This is a genomic window from Ruegeria sp. BHSB196 (assembly GCF_059613135.1).
The window spans coordinates 1-25,759 of sequence record NZ_JBXWRY010000054.1 but is presented as its reverse complement, the minus strand read 5'-3'; the positions used below and the strand labels follow the sequence as shown (position 1 = coordinate 25,759).

The following is a 25,759-nucleotide window of genomic DNA, read 5'->3' as shown; positions in this document are numbered from 1 at the left end:
CTGCTGGGGCATTCGGTGGCGGCCCTGCGCCACCGCACCAGCCTGACCGCCTATCTGGGTTCGTCCATGTTCTACCGCGACGCGCTGAACGGGCTTTACAGTTTCGGCGGCGTCTATGCGCGGCTGGTGCTGGAATGGGATCTGATCAAGATCGGCGTCTTCGGCATCGTCAGCGTGCTGGCCTCGGCCGTCTTCGCCTGGATCGGCGGCAAGATGGACCGGAAATTCGGCCCCAAGCCGGTCATTCTGGTGACGATCTGGGTGCTGATCCTGGTCTGCACCACCATCGTGTCGATGGACCGCACCCAGATCTTCGGCATCGCCCTGCCCGAAGGGTCGGGCCTGCCGGACGCGGTCTTTTTCGGCTGCGGCATCCTGATCGGCGGCATGGGCGGCATTCTGCAATCGGCCAGCCGGTCGATGATGGTGCGCCACACCGACCCGGTGGCCCCGGTCGAAAGCTTTGGGCTCTACGGTCTGTCGGGCCGCGCCACCGCCTTTGCCGCGCCGCTCCTGATCGACATTGCCACCGTCACGACAGGCAGCGCGCGGTTGGGGGTGTCCCCGATCGTGCTGTTGTTTATTCTGGGCCTGTTCCTGATGCACTGGGTCAAACCGCAAGGGGACCAGACATGATGAATTCATTGCGTTTTCTCGCCGTCCTGGCGGTCTCGATTCTGGCGACGGGCGCCAGCGCCGCGCCGCTGGCCAAGCAGCTGTTCGGCGCCAAGACCGAAGCCTCCCGGCAAAAACCCGCCGCTTTCGGCAGCTATTCCAAGGGTTGCGCAGCCGGATCGGTGCAGCTGCCCGAAACCGGACCCACCTGGCAGGCCATGCGGCTGTCGCGCAACCGCAACTGGGGCCACCCGGTCGCCATCGACTTCGTGCAGGATCTCAGCCGGTTCGCCGCCAAGCAGAAGGGCTGGAGCGGGCTTTATATCGGCGACATCAGCCAGCCGCGCGGCGGGCCGATGCTGTCGGGGCATCGCAGCCACCAGATCGGGCTGGACATCGACATCTGGATGCGTCCGGCCAACAACCTGCGCCTGTCGCGGCAGTCGCGCGAGAACATTTCGTCGATCTCGCTGCGCCGGGCCAACGGCGCCTTCGTCAACGAGAACTGGACGCCGACGCATCACGCGATCCTGCGCGAGGCGGCACGGGACAAGCGCGTGGCGCGGATCTTCGTGTTTCCCGGCGCCAAGGTGGAGATGTGCAAGAACGAGAAGGGCAACCGCGCCTATCTGCGCAAGATCCGGCCGTGGTGGGGGCATCATTACCACTTCCACGTCCGGCTGAACTGCCCGCGCGGATCGCGCGGCTGCGTGGACCAGACTCCTCCGCCCAAGGGCGACGGCTGCGCCGAGGCGCAGCAATGGGTGAACAACATCCTGAACCCGCCGCCGCCCGATCCCAATGCGCCGCCGCCCAAGAAGCGCCGCGAATACGTGCTTGCCGATCTGCCCAGCCAATGCGCCGCCGTCTTGCAGTCGGACTGATCCCCGCGCTGTGCCTCGCCGGGGCGGCGCTGGCGGTCGATGTCAAGCAGGCGACGCATCTGGGCAGCTACACCTGGCGGTACGGCGCGCACTGGTTCGGCGGCTTTTCGGCCATCGAGCTTTCCGAGGACGGGCAGCGCATGACGGTGGTGAGCGACCGGTCAACCATTCTCACGGCCGAAATCCGGCGGGCGGGCGATGTGATCGTCGGACTCGATGCAAGCCCGCGTTTGCGGGTGCGTTCCAGCAAGAACCGCGTGCTGCAGAACTTTGTCGGGGATTCCGAAGGGCTGGCGATCGCGCCGGACGGAACCGTGTACATTTCCTTTGAAGGCGTGCCGCGCATTGCGCGGTTCGATCAGCTGGGCGGGCGCGCGAACGTGCTGCCGCGCCACGGCTCCTTTGCCGGGCTGTCGCCCAACGGGTCGCTGGAGGCGTTGGCGGTGGACGCGCGGGGCCGGCTCTACACGATGCCGGAGCGCAGCCGAACGCGCGACGGAGATATCCCGGTCTTTCGCTGGGACGGGCGATCCTGGTCGGTCCCGTTCACCCTGCCGCCGCGCGGACGGTTTCAGCCGGTCGGCGCGGATATCGGCCCGGATGGCCGGCTCTACGTGCTGGAGCGCGCCACCTCGTTGATCGGGTTTCGCACGCGGATCCGCCGCTGGGTCATCGACGACGACGAGGCGCGGGCCGAGGAAACCCTGCTGACGACGCATACGGGCACCCATGACAACCTGGAAGGGTTGTCGGTCTGGCGCGACGCGCAGGGCCGCCTGCGCGCCACCATGATCTCGGATGACAACTTCATGCGGCTGCAGCGCACCGAACTTGTCGAGTACCTTGTGCCCGAGTGACTTGCCAAAGGCCGGGCGACCGGATAGAAGCCCGCCTTGCCCCGGGACGTGTCCGGGGCCAAGTCGCCGCTACCTTGTCAAAACGGGCATCAGGACATGCAACGCTCATACCTCCCCGGCATCCTTGCCATGGCCGCCATCGTCGTGGCCTCGAACATTCTGGTTCAGTTCCTCATCCTCGACGGTCTTCTGACCTGGGGCGCCTTCACGTACCCGCTCGCCTTTCTGGTGACGGACGTGATGAACAGGGTCTATGGCGTGGCGCCGGCCCGCAAGGTCGTGTTCGCCGGTTTCGTGACGGGCATCGTCTGTTCGCTGATCGGCAGCCAGATCATGCTGCAGGGCGACGGGTTCACCTATGCCGCCGTACCGCTGCGGATCGCGGTCGCATCCGGCACCGCATTTCTGATCGCGCAACTGACCGACGTGACGGTGTTCAACCGGTTGCGTGGCGGGCGTTGGTGGCGCGCGCCGCTGGTATCGACGCTGGTCGGCTCGGCGCTGGATACCGCGCTGTTCTTCACCATCGCGTTTTCGGCCTCGGTCACGATCTTCGGCGCGAATGCCGATGCCGCGATCAGCTGGGCGTGGGAACCGGTGCCCTTCATGCTGACCGGTCCGATGGCCCCGCTTTGGGTCTCGCTGGCCTTTGCCGACTGGCTGGTGAAACTGGCGCTGGCGCTGGTCGCGCTGATCCCGTTCCGCGTCATCGTCGGGTGGCTCGATCCGGCGACGCGCACGGCCTGAACCGCTGCCGGGCCGCCGGACCGGGCGGCCCTTTCCGTTCCCAGGCGCCACGGGTAAGGTCGCGCCATGCTGCGCGTGACCGACGATATCGTCCTGCAGGACTGGGAAATGACCGAGAGCTTCGTGCGCGCCTCGGGCCCCGGCGGGCAGAACGTGAACAAGGTCGCGACCGCCGTGGAACTCCGGTTCGAGGCGGCGCGCTCGCCGTCGCTTCCGAACCCGGTCAAGTCCCGCCTCAAGCGCCTGGCCGGGCGGCGCTGGACCAAGGATGGCGCGGTCGTGATCCAATGCGATGAAACCCGGTCGCAGGCCCGCAACCGCGAAATCGCGCGGGCGCGCCTGGTGCAGCTGATCGAACGCGCGCTGGTGGCGCCCAAGCGCCGCATCGCCACCAAGCCGACATACGGATCGGTCAAGCGCCGCCTTGCCGCCAAGAAGGCGCGGGGCGAGGTCAAGGCGCTGCGCGGCAAGATCGACGAGGATTAGTCTGGCATCTGGCGGCGGCGCTGATACTGTTTCCGCGACCGATGCGAAAAGGGGGGCAAGGGCATGAGGCTGGAGGGAAAAACCGCGATCGTCACCGGCGGCGCATCCGGGTTCGGGGCGGGGATCGCCGCCAAGTTCGCGGCCGAGGGCGCGCGGGTCATGATCGCCGACATCAACCGCGATGCGGCCGAGGACGTGGCCGCCAGCCTGGGCGGCGGCGCGATCGCGGCCCATGTCGATGTGTCGGACGGCGCTTCGGTCGGGGCGATGGCGGAGACGGCCCTGAACACCTTCGGGCATCTGGACATTCTGGTGAACAATGCCGGCGTCACGCATCTGCCGACGCCGCTGGAAGAGGTCGCCGAGGCCGAGTTCGACCGCGTGTTCAACGTGAACATGAAATCCGTCTATCTCACCGCCCGCGCGCTGGTGCCCCACATGAAGTCCCGCAAGGCGGGCGCGGTGCTGAACGTCGCCTCGACCGCCGGGCTGTCGCCGCGGCCCAAGCTCAACTGGTACAATGCCTCGAAAGGCTGGATGATCACCGCCACCAAGACCATGGCGGTGGAGCTTGCGCCGTCGGGCATCCGGGTCAACGCGATCTGCCCCGTGGCGGGTGAAACGCCGCTGCTGAAATCCTTCCTGGGCGAGGACACGCCCGAGATGCGCGCCAAGTTCCTGGCGACCATTCCGATCGGACGGTTTTCGACGCCCGAGGACATGGGCAACGCCGCCTGCTTTCTGTGTTCGGACGAGGCGGGCATGATCACCGGCGTCGCCATGGAAGTGGACGGCGGGCGCTGCATCTGACCCGCCCCCTGCGCTGCCTTCGATGCCGCGCGCCGCACGAAACGAGGCTGAAATGACCCCCGGAGCCAGAAACCTCATCACCGACGTCCCCGGCCTGCGCGTGGGAAACGCGCAGGATCAGGTGCTCAAGTCCGGCACGACGGTTCTGACCGCCGATGCGCCCTTTGTCGCCTCGGTGCATGTCATGGGCGGCGCGCCCGGCACGCGGGAAACCGACCTTCTGGCCCCGGACAAATCGGTGGCGCGCATCGATGCCATCGCGCTGTCGGGCGGCTCGGCCTATGGGCTGGACACCTGTTCCGGGGTTTCGGACGCGCTGCGGAACCAGGGCCGCGGGTTTCGCATCGCCGATGCGGTCATTCCCATCGTGCCCGGGGCGATCGTGTTCGATCTGCTGAACGGCGGGCAAAAGAACTGGGCCGAAAACCCCTATCGCGACCTGGGCCGTGCCGCCCTGGAGGCCGCGTCCGAGCGTTTCGAACTGGGCACCGCCGGGGCGGGCACCGGGGCGCTGACCGCCATGCTCAAGGGCGGGTTGGGCTCGGCCTCGCTGGTGCTCGAAACCGGGGTGACGGTCGGCGCTTTGGTGGTGGCCAATCCCATGGGCAGCGTCACGACGCCCGGCGACCGGCATTTCTGGGCAGCGCCCTTTGAAATCGACGACGAGTTTGGCGGTCTTGGTCCGGATCCCGCCGCCGGGTTGGGGCGACGGCTCGAAAGCCGCAAGATGCAGACCATGCAGGCGCAGGCGCAGGATCGCGCCAACACCACCATCGCCATCGTCGCGACCGATGCCGAGTTGTCCAAGGCGCAGTGCCAGCGTGTGGCGGTCGCCGCCCATGACGGCATCGCCCGCGCCACGGTGCCTGCCCATTCCCCCGGCGACGGCGATCTGGTGTTCGCCGTCAGCACCGGGGCGCGTCCGCTCGCGGCGGCCGAGCGCGATCTCACCTGGATCGGCCATGCCGCCGCGCTGTGCCTGGCCCGCGCCATCGCGCGGGCCGTGTATCTCGCAGCCCCGGCGCCGGGCGATCTTTTGCCGACCTGGGCCGAGGTGAACAAAAACCGCTGATCCGGAGCCGGGTGCGACACAGTGCCTGTGGCGACATTTGGGCCGGTTGACTATCCCGCCCGGTGCGCTTCCCTATGGCGCAGCCAAATCAAACTTGGAGAATCCGCCATGAACCGAATTCTTGCCACCGCTCTTGCCGGGCTTCTGGCCCTTCCTGCCGTCGCGGAAGGCGATGCCGAAAAGGGCGAAAACGAATTCAAGAAATGCAAGTCCTGCCACATGATCGAGGACGCATCGGGGGAAACGATTGTCAAGGGCGGAAAGACCGGTCCGAACCTGTATGGCATCGCCGGCCGCACCGCCGGGACCGTCGAAGGGTTCAAATACGGCGCCAGCCTGGTCGAAGCCGGCGAGAAGGGCCTGGTCTGGGACGAGGCGAATTTCGTCGCCTATACGGAGAACCCCAAGGAGTTCCTTCAGACCTATCTCGACGACACCTCGGCCAAGTCGAAGATGACCTTCAAGCTCAAATCGGGCGCGGCGGACGTGTTCGCCTATCTTCAAAGCGTGTCCGCGGAGTGATCCGCAACACCTGACCGATGGCGAAGGCCGCGGCACCCCTGCGGCCTTTCGTGCGATTGATCCAAGGCACATTCGACGCCACGCTGGCCTCAGAGTCGCCCGCGCGACGCCCGTCACCGACTGGCCGGAGCGGCACACCGGGCGCGACCGGCTTTCCATGACCCCGCCGTATTCGCGGTGCCGCGGCAGCAGGAGAAATTGACATGGGACTCACGATCCCGGCATGGGTCGAAGGGGAGTTGATGCCCGTCGACAAGCTGGAAGCGCATGAAAAGGGCTTCAAGCACAAGGCGGTATCCGTCTTCGTCGTGCGCGGGACCGAGATCCTGATGCAACGGCGCGCGCTGGGCAAGTACCACACGCCGGGCCTGTGGGCGAACACCTGCTGCACCCATCCGGATTGGGACGAAACCTCGTCCGCCTGCGCGGTGCGCCGCCTGAGGGAAGAGCTGGGCATCACCGGTCTCTATCCCGAATACCGGCACCGGCTGGAGTATCACGCCGATGTCGGCAACGGCATGGTCGAGAACGAGGTCGTGGACGTGTTCCTGGCCCATGCGCGCGGCGCGTTGGCCGTCAAGCCCAACCCGGACGAGGTGATGGACACGCGCTGGGTCGACTATCACGACCTGCTGGCCGAGGTGAGCCGCCATCCGGACCGCTTTACGCCCTGGCTCAAGATCTATCTGCACAACCACGCCGACACGATCTTTGGCCCCGACCTGATCATCTCGGCCAAGACCTGAGACTTGCGTGCGGCAAGCGCCCCTGCTTGTGTGATGCGGGAGTAAACGGGAGGCGTGGCATGACGGTTCTGATTGCGGGCGGCGGTATCGCGGGGCTCAGCCTGGGGCTGACGCTGCATCAGATCGGCGTGCCCTTCCGCATCTTCGAGGCGACCCGAGAGATCCGCCCGATGGGGGTCGGGATCAACCTGCAACCCAATGCGGTGCGCGAGTTGCTGGACCTGGGTCTGGGGGATGCGCTGGCCGCCATCGGCGTGCGCACCCGCCAATACGGGTTCTATTCCAAACTCGGCAAGACCATCTGGGAAGAACCGCGCGGTACCTGGGCGGGATATGCCTGGCCGCAATATTCGGTGCATCGCGGGCATCTGCAGATGATGCTGTACCGCGCGCTGACCGAGCGGGCCGGTCCGGATTGCGTGGAGACCGGCGCACGTGCGGTCGGGTTCGAAACGGACGGCGGTGCGGTGCTGATCCTTGAGGACGGGCGGCAGGTCGAAGGCGCGCTGCTGGTGGCGGCAGACGGGATTCACTCGGCGCTTCGGGCGCAGATGTACCCGGACGAGGGCGAGCCGATCTGGAACGGCCGCGTCCTGTGGCGGGCCACGACGCGGGCGCCGGTCTATTTCGGCGGGGCCGCCATGGTGATGATCGGGCACGACGATCTGCGGGTGGTCGCCTATCCGATCTCGGACCCGGACGGCGACGGCACGGCGGTCATCAACTGGATCGCCGAGAAACGGTTTCCGCTGAATGCCGCCTGGAAGAAGGAGGACTGGAACCGGGCCGCCGACGTCGCGGACTTCCTGCCGGATTTCGAGGACTGGCGCTTTGACTGGATCGACGTGCCGGCGCTGATCCGGGGGGCGGAGGTGGTCTATGAGTATCCGATGGTGGATCGCGATCCGCTGCCGCGCTGGACGTTCGGGCCGGTAACGCTGATGGGGGATGCGGCGCATCCCACCTATCCGGTCGGATCGAACGGGGCCAGCCAGGCGATCCTCGACGCCCGGGTGATCGGGGCCAGGCTGTTGGATCATGGTCTGACCGCGTCGGCGCTGGAGGCCTACGAGGCCGAGATGCGCCCGCTGACCACCGCCGTGGGGAGGGCCAACCGCGCCGGGGGTGGCCCCGACGGGGTACTGCAACGGGTCGAGGATCTGTGTGGCGGCGAGTTCGAGGAGATCGACGACGTGATCCCCAGGGCCGAGCTGGCGGCCCATGCCGAAAAGTACAAGTCCATTGCCGGTTTCTCGATTGCCGACCTGAACGCGCGCCCGCGCACCATTCCCGAGGGCGCCCGGATCGACGGCCCCGGTTGAACGCCGCGACCCCTGCGGCGCATTCGGGAATTTTCGTGAAACCGCTCGCGAACGCCCTAGAGTCGGGTCAGGGTGCAACGGTCAGGTGGATGGGCATGAACGGGTTTCGTTGGTTCGTATTTGTCGCGGTTGCGGCGCTGCTTTCGGCCTGCGACGCAGGTCAGGGCAGCCCCGAGTCGCAGGCGGCATACGAAAAACACAAGGCCAATCGGCAAGCCTACATGTATCAGGGTATCTGAGGCGAAGCCTCAAAAGGCCATGGCCGCCTGCACCGCCCTCTGCCAGCGGGCATAGGCCGTATCCCGGTCGGAGGCGGGCATCTTGGGTTCGAAGCGCCGATCCAGTGCCCAAGTCTCGGCAAAGCCGGTCTGGTCGGGATAGACGCCGGCCCGCATTCCGGCCAGCCATGCCGCGCCCAGCGCGGTGGTTTCCTGCATCACCGGGCGGTCAACGGGCGCGCCGAGCAGATCGGCCAGACCCTGCATCGCCCAGTCCGACGCGCTCATGCCGCCATCGACGCGCAGGATCACATCCGCGTCCGAACCCCAGTCGCCCTGCATCGCCTGCCACAGATCGCGGGTCTGATAGGCGATGCTTTCCAGCGTGGCGCGGGCGATTTCGGCCCGGCCCGAATTGCGGGTCAGACCGAAGATCGCCCCGCGGCAGTCCGGGTTCCAATAGGGTGCGCCGAGGCCGGTGAAGGCGGGGACCAGAACCACCTGCTGCGCCGGGTCGGCCTGGGCGGCCAGTTCGCCGCTCTGGGCGGCATCGTCGATGATCCGCAGCGCATCGCGCAACCACTGCACCGCCGCACCGGCGATGAAGATCGATCCTTCCAGCGCATAGATACGCTTGCCGTCCAGCTGATAGGCGACCGTGGTGAGCAGGCGGTTTTTCGAGGCCACCGGCTGATCGCCGGTGTTGAGCAGGGCAAAACATCCCGTTCCATAGGTGGATTTCATCATGCCCGGCGCGAAACAGGCCTGTCCGATCGTCGCCGCCTGCTGGTCGCCGGCGACCCCGAGGATGGGGATGTCACCGCCGAGCAGACCGGTGTGTCCGAAATCCGCGGCGCAGTCGCGCACCTCGGGCAGCATGGCCATGGGCACGTCCATCAGCTCGCAGATTTCGTGGCTCCATTCGCCCTTGTGGATGTCGAACAGCAGCGTGCGTGCGGCGTTGGTGGCGTCGGTGGCGTGAACACGCCCTTCGGTCAGGCGCCAGATCAGGAAGCAGTCGATGGTGCCGAACAACAACTCGCCACGGGCGGCCCGCTCGCGCGCGCCGGGAATGGTGTCGAGCAGCCATTTCACCTTGGTGCCCGAGAAATACGGGTCCAGCAGCAGGCCGGTCTGGGCGGTCACGTCATCTTCGCAGCCGGCCTGGCGGAACCGTTCGCAGATGCTGGCGGTCCGGCGGTCCTGCCAGACGATGGCGTTGTGGATGGGCTTGCCGGTCGCGCGGTCCCACACGACGGTGGTTTCGCGCTGGTTGGTGATCCCGATCCCGGAGACATCGGCGGCGGTGACGTTCTGCGCCGCCATCACCTCGCGGCAGACCTGCAGCACGCTGTCCCAGATTTCTTCGGCATCGTGTTCGACCCAGCCTTCCTGCGGGAAATGCTGGGTGAATTCGACCTGCGCCGTTCCTGCCCGCCTCATATCGGCGTCAAACAGGATGGCCCGGGTGGATGTGGTGCCCTGATCGATGGCCAGAACATGGGTCATTTCCGCCCTCCCCTTGTGCTTTTGGAGCGGACCTTAGACCGAAGCGCCGGGTCTGGGCCAGACCGGAATTCAGGCGTGCGGAATCGCGATATTGTCGATCAGGCGCACGCCTTCGGCCCAGGCGGCCGCAAACAGGCGCGCGGGCTCGGTCGGCCGGTCCAGCGGTTCCAGGGTCCGGGCGCTGCGCAGGTCGAGGTATTCCACCCGTTCGAACCCGGCCTCGCAGAGCGCGGACCGGGCCGGGCCGATCAGGCGCGCGAACCCTTCGCCGCGGTGCAGCGCCTCGGCCACCGACCGCATCACGTCATGCATCCGCGCCGCCACGGAGAGTCCCTCTGCCGACAGCCGCAGATTGCGTGAGGACATGGCCAGGCCCGAAGGTTCGCGCACGGTGGGGCAGCCGATCACGTCGATGGGAATGTCCAGATCGCGGGCCATTCGGCGGACGACCATGAGCTGCTGATAGTCCTTTTCCCCGAAATAGGCTCGATTCGCCTGGGTTTGCAGGAACAGTTTGGCGACGACCGTGGCAACGCCGTCGAAATGACCGGGACGATGCGCGCCTTCCATCACGTCGGTCACTCCCGCGACGGACACCGTGGTGGCGAAGCCGGCCGGATAGATTTCCCCCGGCTCCGGGACATACACGGCATCAACGCCATAGGGCGCAAGCTTTTCGGCATCCTCGGCCTCGGTCCGGGGATAGTTGGCCAGATCCTCGGCATTGTTGAACTGCTTGGGGTTCACGAAGATCGTCACCACGACCCTGTCACAATCGGCGCGCGCGGCCTGGACCAGCGACAGATGCCCCGGGTGCAGCGCGCCCATGGTCGGGACCACGCCGATGACCTCGTCCGCGCGTTTCCACGCGGCCGTTCTGGCGCGCAGCTCCGCCAGCTGTCGCAGGATCGGAGCCGTCATTTCCCCGACCCCCGGACCGGCGCCTGGTCGGCAAAGACGTGCTCGGCCGCCGGAAAGGTCCGGGCGCGCACCTCGGCCGCGTAGGCGGCGATGGCCGCCTCGGCCATCGGGCCGAACTCGGCATAGCGTTTGACGAATTTCGGCTTGAAGGCCGTGAAGACGCCCAGCATGTCGTCCACGACGAGGATCTGCCCGTCGCACCCGGCCGAGGCCCCGATGCCGATGGTCGGGATCGGCAATTCGGCGGTGATCCGGTCGGCCAGAGTTTGGGGAATCTTCTCTAACACGACGGAAAACGCCCCCGCCTCGGCCACGGCGCGGGCGTCGGCCAGCACCGTTTCGGCCTGCGCGTCGCGGCCTTGAACCTTGTAACCGCCCAGAGTGTTGACCGATTGCGGCGTCAGACCGACATGCGCCATGACCGGGATGCCGCGCCGCACCAGAAAGCGGATCGTGTCGGCCATCTCGACACCGCCTTCCAGCTTGACCGCGCCGGCGCCGGTCTCGGCCATCAACCGGGCGGCGTTGCGGAACGCCTGCGCCGGCCCCTCTTCGTAGGAGCCGAACGGCATGTCGATGACCATCATCGCGCGCTGCAACCCGCGCATGACGGACTGACCGTGCAGGATCATCATCTCCATCGTCACGCCGAGGGTCGACTCCAGCCCATGCAGCACCATGCCGACGCTGTCACCCACCAGAACGAAGTCGCAATGGGCGTCCATCAGACGTGCCATCGGGGTGGTGTAGGCCGTCAGGCTGACCAGCGGAACGCCGCCCTTGCGGGCGCGGATGTCCTCGGCGTTGGGAGCGGTTTGTTGGGCTGTGGCACTCATCCGAAGTCCTGTGCGCAGGCATTGCTGCAACGCGGCATAGCAAATGGAAGCCTCTGAAGAAAGACCCGGCGCCCGAAGAATTTCTTGATTGACCCAAGGTTTGAGGGGACAGTGATGCAGGATCGGCCCGCTCGGTGAGCCCGGCCAATCGATAATCAGGGGAGAGATTTTCATGGGACAGCCAATGTTTCGTACATTCGCATCCGCGCTCGCAGTGGGCGTCGGCATGTTCGCGTCGCAGGGCTGGGCGCAATCCGACATCACCATCGCCATGCAGTTGGAGCCGCCGCATCTGGATCCGACAAGCGCCGCCGCGCAGGCCATCGACTCGGTGGTCTATACCAACGTGTTCGAAGGGCTGACCCGGTTCATGGGCGACGGCTCGATCGTGCCGGGGCTGGCCGAAAGCTGGGAAATCTCGGACGACGGCACGGTCTATACCTTCAAGCTGCGCGAGGGCGTGACGTTTCATGACGGCACCACGATGGATGCCGAGGATGTAAAGTTCAGCCTCGATCGCGCCCGCGCCGAAGACAGCGCCAACGCGCAGAAGGCGCTGTTTGCCGGGATCACCGAGGTCGAGGTGGTGGACCCGCAGACCGTCAAGGTGACGCTGGACGGACCGAACGGCAATTTCCTGTTCAACATGGCCTGGGGCGACGCCGTGATCGTCGCGCCCGAAAGCATCGAGGACATCAAGACCAACCCGGTCGGGACCGGCGCCTACAAGTTCGCCGAATGGGTGCAGGGCGACCGGATCGTGCTGGAGCGCAATCCGGATTACTGGGGCGAACAACCGGCGCTGGAAATGGCGACGTTCAAGTTCATCTCGGACCCGACCGCCGCCTTTGCCGCGGTGATGGCCGAGGATGTTGACGTATTCTCGGGCTTCCCGGCCCCGGAAAACCTGCCGCAATTCGAGGCGGATCCGCGGTTCCAGGTTCTGGTCGGGTCCACCGAAGGCGAAACGATCCTGTCCACCAACAACAAGCAACCGCCCTTTGACGACGTTCGCGTGCGGCAGGCCATCGCCCACGCCATCGACCGCCAGGCGATCATAGACGGCGCCATGTTCGGGTATGGCACGCCCATCGGCACCCATTTCGCGCCGCATCACCCGGCCTATGTCGATCTGACCGGGAACTCGGCCCATGACCCGGAGAAGGCCAAGGCGCTGCTGGCCGAGGCGGGATTCCCGGACGGGTTCGAAACCACCCTGCACCTGCCGCCGCCTTCCTATGCCCGGCGCGGGGGCGAGATCATCGCGGCGCAGCTGGCCGAGGTGGGCATCGAGGCCGAGATCATCAACGTGGAATGGGCGCAATGGCTGGAAAGCGTGTTCAAGGGCAAGGATTTCGGCCTCACCATCGTCAGTCATACCGAACCGATGGACATCGGAATCTACGCCCGGCCGGAATATTACTTCCAATATGACAATCCCGAGTTCCAGGCCCTGATGGAGACCCTGAACCGAACCACCGATCCGGACGAGCGCACCAAGCTGCTGGGCGACGCGCAACGCATGATCGCCGAGGATTACGTCAACGGCTTCCTGTTCCAGCTTGCGGCGCTGAGCGTCGCCAAGGCGGGCGTTCAGGGGCTGTGGGTCAACGCGCCCACCGCGGCCAACGATCTGACGGCGATCACCTGGGCTGAGTGAACCTTCGGCGTGAGGCCCCGGCGACGGGGCCTCTTCGTTTTCCATACGTGTTCAGACTGTCGATCATGAGTTTTTCTGGCGCCGTTCGGCCGCTGCTCGGCCTTCTTGTCCTGGCATGTCTCTGGCTTGCGGCCACCGGCGTGGCACAGGCCCAAAACGGGCTTTCCATGAACAATCAGGCCGTCAAGGGAACCCCGGAAAACCCGCTGGAGGTCGGGATCGGAATCCGGATCGACCAGATCGTGAACGTCGATCAGAAATCCGAAAACTACGGCGCGGTCGCGGTGATCCGGGCCGAATGGACCGACCCGGCGCTGGCCTTTGACCCGGCGGAGTTCGGGCGGGAGGTGCGGATCTTTGAACCCCGCGCCCTCGCGCAGCATGCCGCGTCCCTGGGGGCCATCATTCCGGTCTTCGTCATCCAGAACCAGCAATCCAACCGCTGGATTCACGAATCCGCTGCCGCGCTGCGCCATGACGGCCATGTGACCTATGTCGAAAAGTCGTCGCTGACGCTGCAGGCGCCTTATTTCAACTTCGTGAAATACCCTTTCGACACCCAGCAATTCCGGTTCGAAGTCGCCTCGGTCCTGCCGTCGGACTTTGTCTCCTACTATCCACTCGAAGATTACTCGGGCCTGGGCGATCTGCTGGGCGAAGAAGAGTGGATCCTCGGCAACGATCGGCTGGTCAAGACCGACGTCGTGGGGATTTCCGGGCAGGACAGCGATCAGGTCACGCTGATCTTCGAGGGCAAGCGCCACCTGACCTATTACGTCATCCGCGTCTTCATGCCGATGCTGGTTCTCATCACGGTCAGCTGGACCGTGTTCTTTCTGGACGAGTACCGCAAACGCATCGAGATCTCGGGCGCGAACCTGCTGGTCTTCGTCGCGTTCAACTGGGCGATCTCGGCCGATCTGCCCAAGCTGGGCTATCTGACGTTTCTCGATTTCGTCCTGCAATGGATGTTCGTGGCCACCGGGGCGATCATCGTCACCAACGTGGCCCTGAGAAAGATCAAGGTATCGGGCCGCGAGGATCTGGCGCGCAAGCTCGACAACTATGCGCTCAAGTGGTTCTACCCGCTGGGCTATGCGGCCATCGTCGGCTACGCGGTTTTTGCGTTTCTGATTAATCCCTAGGTGCTGGACCGATGACCAAACCGCGCCTAACGTGGCGCTGATGCTTCGCTATGCCCTCAAACGCCTGACGTCCCTGATCCTGAGTCTCGTCGTCGCCTCGGTGGTCATCTTTGCGGTGATCGAAGTCGCGCCGGGCGATCCGGCATCCTTCATGCTGGGGGTCAATGCGCAACCCGACACGCTGGCGGCGCTGCGCGCCGAACTGGGCCTGGATGTGCCCAAGGTCCAGCGGTATTTCAACTGGGTCGGGGGGATGCTGACCGGCGATTTCGGTACGTCCTACACCTACCGAACGCCCGTGTCCGGGATGATCGCCGACCGGTTGTGGGTGTCGCTGCCGCTGGCGCTGTACGCTCTGACGCTTTCCACGGCAATCGCGTTTCCGGCCGGCATCTATGCCGCGGCACGGCGCGGCAAGCCGGGCGACCTGGCCGTGATGGGCGCGACCCAGCTGGGCGTCGCTGTCCCGAATTTCTGGTTCGCGATGATGCTGGTGCTGATTTTCGCCATCAACCTGCGCTGGTTCAACGCGGGCGGTTTTGCGGGGTGGGAGAACGGGCTGATGGCCGGGCTGCAATCCCTGACCCTGCCCGCCATCGCGCTGGCCCTGCCGCAGGCGGCGATCCTGGCGCGGGTGATGCGTTCGGCCCTGCTGGACATTCTGGGCGAGGATTTCATGCGCACCGCCCGCGCCAAGGGCCTGAGCCGCCGACAGGCGCTGTGGCGGCACGGGGTGCGCAACGCGCTGATCCCGGTGCTGACCATCATCGGGCTGCAGTTTTCGTTTCTGCTGGCGGGGTCGATCATCATCGAACAGGTCTTCTATCTGCCCGGCCTCGGGCGGCTGGTGTTCCAGGCAATTTCCTCCCGCGATCTGATCGTGGTGGAGTCGGTGGTCATGCTGCTGGTCTTTGCGGTGATCACCGTGAATTTCCTGGTCGATCTGGCCTATGCCGCCGTCGATCCCCGCCTGAGGAGCCGCACATGAGCCGCAACCTGATCCTTGGCGCGGTCCTGTCATCGCTGGTGGTGCTGGCGGCGCTGATGTCGTTCGTCTGGACGCCCTACGACTACACGGCGATGAACATACCGGACAAGCTGCAGCCTCCCGACGCGCGGCACTGGTTCGGCACCGACCATTTCGGGCGCGACATGTTCTCGATGATCATGGTGGGCGCGCGCACCTCGATCGCCGTCGCGCTGGTGGCGGTGGGCATCGGCATGACCCTGGGGGTGCCGCTGGGGCTTGCCGCCGCCGCGCGCAAGGGCTCGTGGCTGGACGAGCTGATCATGCGCGGCAACGATCTGGTCTTTGCCTTCCCGTCGCTGGTCATCGCCATCCTGATCACCGCCGTCTTCGGCGCCGGCGCGATCAACGCCATCATCGCCATCGGCATCTTCAACATCCCGGTCTTTGCCCGCATCACCCGCGGCGCGGCGCTGAGCCTGTGGGAGCGCGAGTTCATCATGGCCGCCCGCGTCGCCGGCAAGGGCGCGACCCGGATTTCGGCCGAGCACATCCTGCCCAATGTCGCCAACCTGCTGATCGTCCAGGGCACGATCCAGTTCTCTCTGGGCATCCTGGCCGAGGCGGGGCTCAGCTATGTCGGGCTGGGGGCGCAGCCGCCCACGCCCAGTTGGGGCCGGATGCTGGCCGACGCGCAGACGATGGTGAGCTTTGCCCCGCATCTGGCTCTGATTCCGGGGCTTGCGATCATCCTGACGGTGCTGGGCCTGAACCTGATGGGTGACGGGTTGCGCGACTGGCTGGACCCGCGAATCCGGGTGGCCCGCGTATGAGCCTCTTGCAGATCCATAACCTGTCGCTGTCGATCCACGCCTTCGACATCCTCACGCATGTGAACCTGAGCATCGAACCGGGCGAGATCGTCGCTGTCACCGGCGAAAGCGGCTCGGGCAAGTCGATGACGGCGCTGTCGGTGATGCAGCTTTTGCCCAACGGCTCGCGCACCAGCGGTTCGATCCTGCTGGAAGGCGCGGAACTGCTGGACCGGCCCGAGCCCGAGATGTGCACCCTGCGCGGCGCCTCCATCGGCATGGTGTTCCAGGAGCCGATGACCGCGCTGAACCCGGTCAAGACCATCGGCGATCAGGTGATGGAGACGATCCTGATCCACAAGGCGATGCCGCCGGACCAGGCCGAGGCGCGGGCGCGCGAGGTGCTGACCCGCGTCGGGCTGCCGCCGGACCGCTTTCCCCTGCGCCGCTATCCGCACGAATTGTCCGGCGGGCAGCGCCAGCGCGTGGTGATCGCCATGGCCATCGCCCTGCGGCCAAAGCTTTTGATCGCGGACGAGCCGACCACGGCGCTGGACGTCACCACCCAGGCGCAGATACTGGACCTGCTCAAGGGGCTGGTGTCGGAATACGGCATGGGGATGCTGATGATCACCCATGATCTGGCCGTGGTGGCGGACATGGCTGACCGGATCGTGGTGATGCGCTATGGCGAAGTGGTCGAAACCGGCGAGACCCGGCAATTGCTGTCCGACATGCGGCACCCCTATACCCGCATGCTGTTCGAGGCGTCGAACCATCAGGTAAACCTGCCGGAAACCCTGAACCCTGCGCCGCTCCTGTCGGTATCCGGCGTTGTGCGCGACTATCGCCTGCCGCGCACGCAACTGTTCCAGCGCCCCGGGTTTCACCGCGCGGTCGATGACGTGAGCTTTACCCTGAACCGGGGCGAGCGTCTGGGTCTGGTGGGCGAATCCGGATGCGGGAAATCGACCCTGACACGGGCGATTCTGGGATTGGAGGAGATTCAGGGCGGGCAGATTCTGTTGGATGGGATGCCGGTCTATTCCGGGCACCGGCCCAATCTTGCGGTGCGCCGCAAGATGCAGGTCGTGTTTCAGGATCCGTTCGGCAGTTTCAATCCGCGCCACCGGGTCGCGCGGCTGATCACCGAGCCGTTTCACCTGCTGGACCGGCCGCCTACCGGCGCGGAGCGGGCCGACCGGATCGCCGAGATGCTGACCGCGGTGGGTCTGTCCCCCGACGACGCGGGCAAGTTCATCCACGAATTCTCGGGCGGGCAGCGCCAGCGGATCGCCATTGCCCGCGCCCTGATCATCCGCCCCGAACTGATCCTGTTCGACGAGGCCGTGTCGGCGCTCGACGTGTCCGTACGAGCGCAGATCCTCGATCTGCTGGCCGAGCTGTGCGAAGCCTATGACCTGACCTACCTGTTCATCAGCCACGACCTGAGCGTGGTGCGCACGATCACCGATCGGGTGATGGTCATGCAGGCAGGAAAGATCGTGGAAGAGGGCGAGACCGAGCGCGTCTTTTCCGACCCGCAGCATGCCTATACCCAGGCCCTGATCGCAGCCGCGCCGCGCCTGCCCGACATCGGACGGGGGGCGGCATGAACACCGGGTCATGGCGAGATTTCAGGATCAACGAGCCTATTGCGGGGTTTTTTCCGCTTTTTGAACCGTTCGAGTCCGCACAGGAGCGATGCCATGTCCGCGCCAATCTGGTTTGACCCCAGCCTTTGTCTGATCGGCGGTGCCTGGCGGCCTGCCGCAGCCGGCGAAACGCTGCCGCTGGTGAACCCGTCCGACGGGTCCGAACTCTGCCGGATCGCCCGGGGCGGCGCCGAAGATGTGTCCTCGGCCGTTCGGGCCGCGCAGGCGGCGCTGGATGGCGATTGGGGCCGGATGACCGCCTTGGAGCGCGGACGCATTCTGACGCGGCTGGGGCAACTGGTGCAGGACCGGGTCGAAGAGTTGGCCGCACTCGAAGCCATGGATGTCGGCAAACCGCTGACGCAGGCGCGGGCGGACGCGGTGGCGCTGGCGCGGTATTGCGAGTTCTACGGCGGTGCCGCGGACAAGGTGATGGGCGAGACCATACCCTATCTCGACGGTTACACCGTCTATACCCTGCGCGAACCGCACGGGGTGACGGGCCATATCGTGCCCTGGAACTATCCGATGCAGATCATCGGGCGCTCGGTCGGGGCGGCGCTGGCCATGGGCAATGCCTGCGTATTGAAGCCGGCGGAAGAGGCGTGCCTGACCGCGCTGGCCTTTGCCCATCTGGCAACCGAGGCCGGGCTGCCGGCGGGCGCGCTGAACGTGGTGCCGGGGCTGGGGGCCGAGGCGGGCGCGGCCCTGTCGGCCCATGCGGGCGTTCACCACATCTCGTTCACCGGCTCGGTCGCCACCGGCGCACTGGTGCAGCAGGCTGCGGGGCGCAACGTGGTGCCGGTGACGCTGGAACTGGGGGGCAAATCCCCGCAGCTTGTCTTTGACGACGCCGATCTGGACGCGGCCCTGCCGTTCCTCGTCAATGCAGGCATTCAGAACGCGGGCCAGACCTGCTCGGCCTCGTCCCGCATTCTGGTTCAGCGCGGGGTCTACGATCAGGTGCGGGCGCGCATGGCCGAAGCCTATGAGCGCCTCACGGTCGGACCGGCGATGGACGACCTGCGGGTGGGGCCGCTGATTTCGGAGCGGCAGAAGAGCATCGTCGAAGGGTTCCTGGGCGAAGGTGCCGATCTGGCCGTTGCGGCGCGGGGACGGATCGTCGATACCGCGCCGGCGACCGGCGCCTATGTCCGCCCCACCCTGTTCGCCGACGTGCCGCCGGATCACCTGTTGGCGCGGGACGAGATTTTCGGCCCGGTGCAGGTGCTGATGCCCTTCGAGACCGAGGACGAGGCCGTCGCCATCGCCAACGGCACCGATTACGGCCTGGTGGCCAGCCTCTGGACGCGCGACGGGGCGCGGCAGATGCGGCTGGCCAAGAGGCTGAGATCGGGCCAGGTGTTCATCAACAACTATGGCGCCGGCGGCGGTGTGGAACTGCCGTTTGGCGGTGTCGGAAAATCAGGCCACGGGCGCGAGAAGGGGTTCGAGGCGCTGTACGGCTTTTCGCAGCTCAAGACCGTCGCGGCCTATCATGGCTAGGGTCGCGCCGAAGCATCTAGGATAGCATGTTCTCGATCCGATCTCTTTGCCAAGTCCTGGATTTTCGCGTGTCGGAATGAAGGCCGAACCAGCCGCCGACCTCGCGCTCTTCTACCAGATTGGCCGCCGGTGGAAATTTCTGGGCACCTCCGTCGGCATAGACGACGAAATCGAACCGAACCCGCGCTGCATAGGCTTCGGCGATGTTTCCGTGCAGCAGGTTGTATTTGCTCCAATGCACCGGGCAACTCAGAAACAGGACGCGGCGCAGAGTCAGACCTGACTCCGCCGCCTTCATGACGACATTGCCGCCGTGACTGTGCGTGACCACATCGCAGCCTTGCAGCCCTTGGTACTTGATCCATGTCGCGAAGTTCTTGGCGGCGACGGCACGGCCGCGGTCGGACCATCGCCCTTCCCACTCGAAGAAGTCGTTGCCCGAGTAGATGTCGCCGCGATGCGGGAGAATGTAACGATGCAGATCACCGGTTCCCGGATAGTACCAGTCCGGGTCCGGGTTGAACTCAAAATGCGTGCCATGAACCAGAACCAGCCCCTTGCTCTGTTGCTGACCGGGCCCGGGCGGCGGCGAAGGGACGGTTGGGCCGGAAACTGCCGCGGAGAAGCTTTGGAAGAGAGACCAGAACACATCGCGCGTCAGTTCCAAAAGGCCATCGAACCGCTGCGCGAACCAGTCAAATCTTACAAGTGGTGCCAGGGAGGCCGGTTCGAATACCTTCAAACCGGAACTCAATGCGGCAACGCGCACGAGCCCGTCGGGCGCTGCAAGGCCATAACGCACGGCCGCCAGAATATCCGGCGCCGCTCCGGAGTCCTCGGCCCGTCGGATCAACTCGGCCAATGTGTCGTAATAGGCTTCCGGTTCGTTCTCCGCTCGTTCAGCGGCCTCGCTTTCGTTCGGGCCGGGTACGGAGTCCAGTGGTATCCTCTCGTCCAACCGCTCAGTGGGACTTCCTGGGTTGAAGCCGAGTTCGCGTGCTTCTTCCTCCGGAAAGGTATAGGGCAGTGCCTCGCGCTGGGCGGTCAGCACCGCGGCGCGGCTTATCAGATAGGCCGCCATGGTGTGCAGCCCCATCTGATCGCGTTGCTCCAAGGCGACATCAAGTGTAACTGGATTCTCAATTCCGGCCATTTTTGTGCTCCTTAAGGAATACTACCGGCATGGTAGCATAGGAACACCTTGCAACAGCCTGCGATCACGCGTCCTAGACGACGACCTCGATCGCGTCTTGCTGCCCGACCTGAAAGACCCGCTTGTAGCGTTCGATCTCGTCCTTCGGTCCCATGGCCTTTTCCGGATTGTCCGACAGTTTCACCGTGGGACGCCCGTTGGCCGACACCGCCTTGCACACCAGCGAGAACGGCGCCAGCCGGTCGCCGGGCACAAGTCCGCGGAAATCGTTGGTCAACAGCGTCCCCCAGCCGAACGAAACCTTGGCGCGATGGGCGAATTGGGCGTGCAGTTCGACGATCTTGTCCACGTCGAGCCCGTCGGAAAAGATGATCCGCTTCTGGGTCGGATCCTCACCCCGCGATTTCCACCAGTCGATGGCGATTTCCGCACCCCGCGCGGGATCGCCGCTGTCGATGCGGATGCCGGTCCAGCCTGCCAGCCAGTCGGGCGCGCGGTCCAGAAAGCCCTTGGTGCCATAGGTGTCCGGCAGGATGATGCGCAGGTTGCCTTCATGTTCCTCGTGCCAGTCGCTCAGAACGTCATAGGGCGCCTGGGCCAGCGCCGTGTCATCCTTGGCCAGCGCGCAATAGACCATCGGCAGTTCGTGGGCGTTGGTGCCGATCGCCTCGACTTCGCGCCGCATGGCGATCAGGCAGTTCGAGGTGCCGGTGAAGGATTGCCCCAGACCTTCGATCATCGCCTGCACGCACCAGTCCTGCCATAGGAAGGAGTGCCGCCGGCGGGTGCCGAAATCGGCGATTCCCAACCCGTCGATCTCGCGCAGCTTCTCGATCTTTTCCCAGACGCGGGTCATCGCGCGGGCATAGAGAATCTGAAGCTCGAACCGCCGCATCTCGTTCAGAACGGCGCGCGAGCGCAGTTCCATCAGCACAGCCAGCGCCGGGATTTCCCACAGCATCACTTCGTGCCACTTGCCCTCGAAGCTGAGTTCGTACTGATCGCCCTTTCGCTCCAGATGATAGGGCGGCAGCCGCAGGGATTCGAACCACTCCATGAAATCGGGGCGGAACATCTGGCGCTTGCCGTAAAACGTGTTGCCGCGCAACCAGGTGCTTTCGCCCCGGCTGAGGCTGAGCGAGCGGATGTGGTCGAGCTGCTCGCGCAATTCGCCCTCGTCGATGAGCCGGGCCAACGGAACCCGAGTCGACCGGTTGATGAGCGAAAACTCCACGGTCGTTTGTGGCTTGTTGCGAAACACTGACTGACACATGAGGAGTTTGTAGAAATCCGTGTCGATCAGGGATCGCACAATCGGGTCGATTTTCCATTTGTGGTTGTAGACCCGTGTCGCGATGTCAACCATGAAGCGCTCCCGTTCTTCAAATACTTAGAACAAGCGACAATCAGATTGGCAAGAGCGTCCGGAATCATGAAAATGCCGCTGTCGGGTCGCAATCGGTATATATACGGTAAAAGGTATTGGTGCGTGTTGGTAGTAGGTGAGATTGAGTGTTGAGATGGGTCTCAAGTACGATTTCGACATATTTACGATTATGCCGGATGAGGTATTCGAGAACGACCAGTTCGTGGACCTGTTGCACCAGACGGGAATCGAACGGGAGTCCGCGCACAACAAGATCGCCCTGTTTCGCGATGTCAAAACCGCCGACGCGCTCCGGGCGGCCTCGCCCAAGGTGCGGCGTCTGTTTCTGGATTCCGGGTTTGGGCTGAACACCTTCAGCAGCGGCGCGCCCGAAGGGTTTTACCCGGCCGAGGATCAGGCCGCGCGGAATTACATCCTTGGCAAGTTCATCCACAATCTGAAGACGACATCGCTCAAGGGCGAGTATTGCGGCGATTTCAGTTTTTCGGACTTCCTGGACCATCTGTTGGCCACCCGTCCTCTGCCGGCGGTCGCCGAGAAGAAACGCAAGGCCCTGAAACAGATCGATGAGCGCGTTCCGCCGCCGCGGCAGACCGTTCTGGCGCGGGTGGGGTTCGCCATCGGGGTAGCGGTCGTCGTACTGGCCGTGGCAAAGTTCGTGATGGCGGTGGTACAGCGTTGACGCGCGGTCGCCCGCCACCCGGTCACGCCAGTTTCACCCCGGCTTCGCGCATCGCCTCCAGCGCAGCGGCCAGAGATCCATCCATGTCGATGGCGCGGCACGCATCCTGGATCACCGTGACCTCGAACCCGAGCCGCGCGGCATCGACCGCCGAATAGGTGACGCAGAAATCGGTTGCCAGTCCCGCCAGGGTCAGTTGCGATATGCTCCTGCTCCGCAAATACCCTTCGAGCCCCGTCGGCGTTGTCCGGTCGTTCTCGAAGAAAGCGGAATAACTGTCGATGGCAGGCCGGAACCCCTTGCGCAGGATCAGATCGGCGTCGGTTCTGAGCCGGGGATGAAAGGCGGCGCCGTCAGTACCCTGAACGCAATGATCGGGCCACAAGACCTGCGTTCCGTAGGGCATCTGGGTCGTCTCGAACGGGGACTTGCCCGGATGCGTACTGGCGAACGAGGAATGCCCGGCCGGGTGCCAGTCCTGCGTCAGGATCACCGCGTCGAACCGATCCATCATCGCGTTGATGGGTGCCACCACCTCGTCGCCCCCGGTCACGGCAAGCGCGCCGCCGGGGCAGAAGTCGTTCTGGACATCGATGACGATCAGGGCACGGGTCATGGCGGTCTCCGGGTTTGCCCTATCGGTAGGACCGCATCGGCGCCGCGTCAATCCGAACTCTTGCAGCGGCTGGGGCGCGGCGCTAAATCGCGGCAATGTTCAGGATCGCCGCACTTTATCATTTCACCCGCTTTGAAGACCCCGCCGCGTTGCGGCCGGCGCTGATGGATCTGTGCCGGGCGCAGTCCGTCAAGGGAACGCTGCTGTTGGCGCGGGAGGGGATCAACGGCACGATTGCCGGCCCGCATGCCGGGATCGATGCGGTGCTGTCGCATATCCGGGGGCTGCCGGGCTGTGCCGATCTGGAATGGAAAGAGGCGACGGCCGATCACCCGCCCTTCGGCAAGATGAAGGTCCGGCTGAAGAAAGAGATCGTGACCATGGGCCAGCCGGATGTCGATCCGCGCGCCCGTGTCGGCCACTATGTCGAGCCGAAGGACTGGAACGACCTGATCCGGTCCGAGGACGTGGTGGTGATCGACACCCGCAACGACTATGAGGTGGCCATCGGCACGTTCGAGGGCGCAATCGACCCTAAAACGGAGAGTTTCCGCGAGTTTCCGGCCTGGTGGGAGGCCAACAAGGACCGCTTTCACAACAAGCGGGTCGCGATGTTCTGCACCGGTGGCATCCGGTGCGAGAAATCGACCAACTACCTTCTGGGTCAGGGTGTCGATGAGGTCTATCACCTCAAGGGCGGTATCCTGCGGTATCTCGAAGAGGTGCCCGCCGAAGACAGCACCTGGCAGGGCGAGTGCTTTGTCTTCGACAATCGGGTCTCGGTGGGGCACGGTCTGGTCGAAGGGCCGCACGAGCTGTGCCACGGCTGCCGTCGCCCGATCCTGCCCGAGGACAGGGAGCGCCCGGAATACGAACATGGCGTGTCCTGCCACCATTGCTTCGACGAGACCTCGGAATTTGACAAGATGCGGTTCCGGGAACGTCAGAAGCAGATCAGGCTGGCCCGCGCGCGCGGCAAGGAGCATCTTGGCAGCCACTGACGCCTGACCCCGCCGGGTTGCGGATGGTCGAAAGTCGTTGGATGATCGGCGAAACCCGCAGCGTCGAGGGGGCGATGACGAAGACCGGATTTCGATTGAAAGAGTGGTGGCCCACATTGGTCGGCGCCGCGGGCATGGTCGTCGTCAGCTTTCTGGCCTTTTATTTCCTGTCCCGGCTGAATCCCGAAACCGCCGGCGACAACATCGGAACGGTGGCGACCTTCGCTCTGTCGGTCTGGCTTTTGTCGCAGATCTGGATTCATGCCACCCGGATCGAAGCCCCCCAGCACCAGTTGCTGCTCATGGCGGTTTCGTTCATTCAGGTCGTGCCCTTTCTGTTCGCCGCGGCCTACGGATCGTTCGGATATACCGATCTGTGCCTGATCGGGGCCGAAAGACCGGGCGACCTGCTGTATTTTTCTTATGTCACGTTCACCACGGTCGGCTATGGCGACATCGTTCCTGCGGGAATGTGCCGTGCCATCGCCGCGGCCGAAGCCGTCACGGGATATGTCCTGCTGGGTCTGTTCGTGGCCGCGGCGGTTTCCCTCTACGGCAGAAACCACCGGGGGTGAGCGGGATCAGCGGTTGTGGTCGATCCAGGCGGACATCGCGGCCTTGTCGCGATAGCATTCTTGCGGGATCGGCCGGCGCTTGGCGCGTGCGATGCGTTCGGCAAACGCAACCTGCTTGCCTGTGGGATAATTCGCGAAGGGCGAGTCGTCGCGGGGTTTGTGGGCGGAAATCCAATCAGACAGCGCCTTGCGGTCACGCTGCGCCTCGACCGGAATCTCCAGCGCGGACCGCTCGGCGATCGCGCGGGCATAACGCATCTGCTTTTCGGTGACGGGCAGCAGGTGGTAGTCGTTGCTTGTCCCGTTCAGGGTTGCTCCGGAAGGTAGGTGGCTCATCAGATGATCCTCCGCTTCATGTGGAACATAGATAGAACGTTAACCTTTGGTTTTCAAGATTCCGGGGGTTTCATGCGCGGTTGGTTGCCCATTGCGGGGTTTGTTGACTCATCAGTCAACAACCGCTAGGTGCGGTTCCAGGCTGTTCCCGCGCCGCACCGGCGACGGCGATGTTCAAAGAGGATGCGCATGAAGTTCCAACCCAAGGCCAGCCATTTCATCGATGGCGCCCATGTCGAAGACACCGCGGGCACCCCGATCGACGTGATCTATCCGGCGACCGACGAGATCATCGCGCGCCTGCATTCGGCCACGCCGCAGATCATCGAACAGGCTCTAACCAGCGCGAAACGCGCGCAAAAGGCCTGGGCGGCCATGACCGGGACCGAACGCGGCCGCGTCCTGCGCCGCGCCGCCGACATCATGCGTGACCGCAACCGCGAGCTGTCGATCCTCGAAACCCATGACACCGGCAAGCCGCTGCAGGAAACGTTGGTGGCCGATGCGACCTCGGGCGCGGACGCTTTGGAGTATTTCGGCGGGCTGGCCGGATCCCTGACCGGCGAGCATATCCCGCTGGGCGGCGGCGATTTCGTCTACACCATCCGCGAGGCGCTGGGCGTCTGCGTCGGCATCGGCGCGTGGAACTACCCGACCCAGATCGCCTGCTGGAAGGGCGCCCCGGCGCTGGCCTGCGGCAATGCGATGGTGTTCAAACC

The 25,759-nt window shown here is 65.0% G+C and carries 28 protein-coding genes; 21 read left to right on the top strand and 7 right to left on the bottom strand.

The window, feature by feature from the left end:
• The 11 genes from AC2FNJ_RS18415 to AC2FNJ_RS18365 form a co-directional block, all read left to right on the top strand.
• On the top strand, nt 1-636 hold a 636-nt coding region (locus tag AC2FNJ_RS18415; RefSeq protein WP_496766319.1), incomplete at its 5' end, for an MFS transporter.
• Complete coding sequence (gene mepA, locus AC2FNJ_RS18410; protein WP_496766322.1) at nt 636-1,499, top strand: penicillin-insensitive murein endopeptidase; 864 nt, start codon at nt 636-638, stop codon at nt 1,497-1,499. The genes AC2FNJ_RS18415 and mepA, both read left to right, overlap by 1 nt.
• Nucleotides 1,472-2,356 (top strand): esterase-like activity of phytase family protein, encoded by an 885-nt coding sequence (locus tag AC2FNJ_RS18405; RefSeq protein ID WP_496766317.1) that lies wholly within the window; start codon nt 1,472-1,474, stop codon nt 2,354-2,356. The genes mepA and AC2FNJ_RS18405 overlap by 28 nt, the downstream gene beginning before the upstream one ends.
• Before the next feature lie 96 nt (nt 2,357-2,452).
• The gene (locus AC2FNJ_RS18400; RefSeq protein WP_496766315.1) at nt 2,453-3,103 is read left to right on the top strand and encodes a queuosine precursor transporter; all 651 of its coding nucleotides are present in this window, start codon (nt 2,453-2,455) and stop codon (nt 3,101-3,103) included.
• A gap of 66 nt (nt 3,104-3,169) precedes the next feature.
• Nucleotides 3,170-3,589, top strand: coding sequence for an alternative ribosome rescue aminoacyl-tRNA hydrolase ArfB (gene arfB / locus AC2FNJ_RS18395; RefSeq protein ID WP_496766313.1), 420 nt, complete (start codon nt 3,170-3,172; stop codon nt 3,587-3,589).
• Nucleotides 3,590-3,652: 63 nt separating this feature from the next.
• Entirely contained in the window at nt 3,653-4,399 is a 747-nt protein-coding gene (locus tag AC2FNJ_RS18390; protein WP_496766311.1) for an SDR family oxidoreductase, read from the top strand.
• A 52-nt stretch (nt 4,400-4,451) separates the two neighbouring features.
• Nucleotides 4,452-5,471: a P1 family peptidase gene (locus AC2FNJ_RS18385; RefSeq protein ID WP_496766309.1), complete on the top strand. Its 1,020-nt coding sequence runs from the start codon at nt 4,452-4,454 to the stop codon at nt 5,469-5,471.
• Nucleotides 5,472-5,579: 108 nt separating this feature from the next.
• Nucleotides 5,580-5,993 (top strand): c-type cytochrome, encoded by a 414-nt coding sequence (locus tag AC2FNJ_RS18380; protein WP_496766308.1) that lies wholly within the window; start codon nt 5,580-5,582, stop codon nt 5,991-5,993.
• A gap of 203 nt (nt 5,994-6,196) precedes the next feature.
• Entirely contained in the window at nt 6,197-6,739 is a 543-nt protein-coding gene (gene idi / locus AC2FNJ_RS18375) for an isopentenyl-diphosphate Delta-isomerase (RefSeq protein ID WP_496766306.1), read from the top strand.
• A gap of 59 nt (nt 6,740-6,798) precedes the next feature.
• Nucleotides 6,799-8,061 (top strand): flavin-dependent oxidoreductase, encoded by a 1,263-nt coding sequence (locus AC2FNJ_RS18370; RefSeq protein WP_496766304.1) that lies wholly within the window; start codon nt 6,799-6,801, stop codon nt 8,059-8,061.
• 95 nt (nt 8,062-8,156) lie between these two features.
• Nucleotides 8,157-8,300, top strand: coding sequence for a hypothetical protein (locus AC2FNJ_RS18365; RefSeq protein WP_496766302.1), 144 nt, complete (start codon nt 8,157-8,159; stop codon nt 8,298-8,300).
• A gap of 9 nt (nt 8,301-8,309) precedes the next feature.
• On the opposite strand, the gene glpK is transcribed toward AC2FNJ_RS18365, so the two are convergent.
• The 3 genes from glpK to panB form a co-directional block, all read right to left on the bottom strand.
• Nucleotides 8,310-9,788, bottom strand: coding sequence for a glycerol kinase GlpK (glpK, locus tag AC2FNJ_RS18360; protein WP_496766300.1), 1,479 nt, complete (start codon nt 9,786-9,788; stop codon nt 8,310-8,312).
• A 69-nt stretch (nt 9,789-9,857) separates the two neighbouring features.
• Nucleotides 9,858-10,709, bottom strand: a complete 852-nt coding sequence (panC, locus tag AC2FNJ_RS18355) for a pantoate--beta-alanine ligase (protein ID WP_496766299.1) — start codon at nt 10,707-10,709, stop codon at nt 9,858-9,860.
• Nucleotides 10,706-11,545 (bottom strand): 3-methyl-2-oxobutanoate hydroxymethyltransferase, encoded by an 840-nt coding sequence (gene panB / locus AC2FNJ_RS18350; RefSeq protein WP_496766297.1) that lies wholly within the window; start codon nt 11,543-11,545, stop codon nt 10,706-10,708. Before panB ends, panC begins: the two co-directional genes overlap by 4 nt.
• A gap of 226 nt (nt 11,546-11,771) precedes the next feature.
• Here panB and AC2FNJ_RS18345 point away from each other — a divergent pair, with 226 nt between their 5' ends.
• The 6 genes from AC2FNJ_RS18345 (at nt 11,772) to AC2FNJ_RS18320 (ending at nt 19,290) form a co-directional block, all read left to right on the top strand.
• A complete protein-coding gene (locus AC2FNJ_RS18345; protein ID WP_496766320.1) occupies nt 11,772-13,205 on the top strand; it encodes an ABC transporter substrate-binding protein in 1,434 nt (477 codons plus the stop codon).
• Nucleotides 13,206-13,270: 65 nt separating this feature from the next.
• The gene (locus AC2FNJ_RS18340) at nt 13,271-14,350 is read left to right on the top strand and encodes a ligand-gated ion channel (RefSeq protein ID WP_496766295.1); all 1,080 of its coding nucleotides are present in this window, start codon (nt 13,271-13,273) and stop codon (nt 14,348-14,350) included.
• 40 nt (nt 14,351-14,390) lie between these two features.
• Nucleotides 14,391-15,338 (top strand): ABC transporter permease, encoded by a 948-nt coding sequence (locus tag AC2FNJ_RS18335; RefSeq protein WP_496766293.1) that lies wholly within the window; start codon nt 14,391-14,393, stop codon nt 15,336-15,338.
• On the top strand, nt 15,335-16,150 hold the full coding sequence (locus AC2FNJ_RS18330) for an ABC transporter permease (RefSeq protein ID WP_496766291.1): 816 nt from the start codon (nt 15,335-15,337) through the stop codon (nt 16,148-16,150). Before AC2FNJ_RS18335 ends, AC2FNJ_RS18330 begins: the two co-directional genes overlap by 4 nt.
• Nucleotides 16,147-17,745, top strand: coding sequence for an ABC transporter ATP-binding protein (locus AC2FNJ_RS18325; protein ID WP_496766290.1), 1,599 nt, complete (start codon nt 16,147-16,149; stop codon nt 17,743-17,745). The genes AC2FNJ_RS18330 and AC2FNJ_RS18325 overlap by 4 nt, the downstream gene beginning before the upstream one ends.
• A 93-nt stretch (nt 17,746-17,838) precedes the next feature.
• On the top strand, nt 17,839-19,290 hold the full coding sequence (locus AC2FNJ_RS18320) for an aldehyde dehydrogenase family protein (RefSeq protein ID WP_496766288.1): 1,452 nt from the start codon (nt 17,839-17,841) through the stop codon (nt 19,288-19,290).
• A gap of 16 nt (nt 19,291-19,306) precedes the next feature.
• On the opposite strand, the gene AC2FNJ_RS18315 is transcribed toward AC2FNJ_RS18320, so the two are convergent.
• Nucleotides 19,307-20,443, bottom strand: a complete 1,137-nt coding sequence (locus AC2FNJ_RS18315) for a hypothetical protein (protein WP_496766286.1) — start codon at nt 20,441-20,443, stop codon at nt 19,307-19,309.
• Nucleotides 20,444-20,516: 73 nt separating this feature from the next.
• Nucleotides 20,517-21,809: a nicotinate phosphoribosyltransferase gene (gene pncB / locus AC2FNJ_RS18310; RefSeq protein ID WP_496766284.1), complete on the bottom strand. Its 1,293-nt coding sequence runs from the start codon at nt 21,807-21,809 to the stop codon at nt 20,517-20,519.
• A gap of 142 nt (nt 21,810-21,951) precedes the next feature.
• On the opposite strand from pncB, the gene AC2FNJ_RS18305 reads away from it, so the two are divergent.
• Complete coding sequence (locus AC2FNJ_RS18305) at nt 21,952-22,512, top strand: hypothetical protein (protein ID WP_496766282.1); 561 nt, start codon at nt 21,952-21,954, stop codon at nt 22,510-22,512.
• Between the two features lie 22 nt (nt 22,513-22,534).
• Here the strand turns inward: AC2FNJ_RS18305 and pncA are convergent, their stop codons facing one another.
• Complete coding sequence (gene pncA / locus AC2FNJ_RS18300; protein ID WP_496766280.1) at nt 22,535-23,128, bottom strand: bifunctional nicotinamidase/pyrazinamidase; 594 nt, start codon at nt 23,126-23,128, stop codon at nt 22,535-22,537.
• 95 nt (nt 23,129-23,223) lie between these two features.
• On the opposite strand from pncA, the gene trhO reads away from it, so the two are divergent.
• Together trhO and AC2FNJ_RS18290 are read left to right on the top strand one after the other, a co-directional pair.
• A complete protein-coding gene (gene trhO / locus AC2FNJ_RS18295) occupies nt 23,224-24,129 on the top strand; it encodes an oxygen-dependent tRNA uridine(34) hydroxylase TrhO (protein WP_496766278.1) in 906 nt (301 codons plus the stop codon).
• 23 nt (nt 24,130-24,152) lie between these two features.
• Nucleotides 24,153-24,704 carry a potassium channel family protein gene (locus AC2FNJ_RS18290; protein WP_496766276.1) on the top strand — a complete coding sequence of 184 codons (552 nt, stop codon included), beginning with the start codon at nt 24,153-24,155 and terminating at the stop codon, nt 24,702-24,704.
• Between the two features lie 6 nt (nt 24,705-24,710).
• Here the strand turns inward: AC2FNJ_RS18290 and AC2FNJ_RS18285 are convergent, their stop codons facing one another.
• The gene (locus AC2FNJ_RS18285) at nt 24,711-25,040 is read right to left on the bottom strand and encodes a hypothetical protein (RefSeq protein WP_496766274.1); all 330 of its coding nucleotides are present in this window, start codon (nt 25,038-25,040) and stop codon (nt 24,711-24,713) included.
• A 189-nt stretch (nt 25,041-25,229) separates the two neighbouring features.
• On the opposite strand from AC2FNJ_RS18285, the gene AC2FNJ_RS18280 reads away from it, so the two are divergent.
• The coding region (locus tag AC2FNJ_RS18280; protein WP_496766273.1) for an aldehyde dehydrogenase family protein at nt 25,230-25,759 on the top strand (530 nt) is incomplete at its 3' end.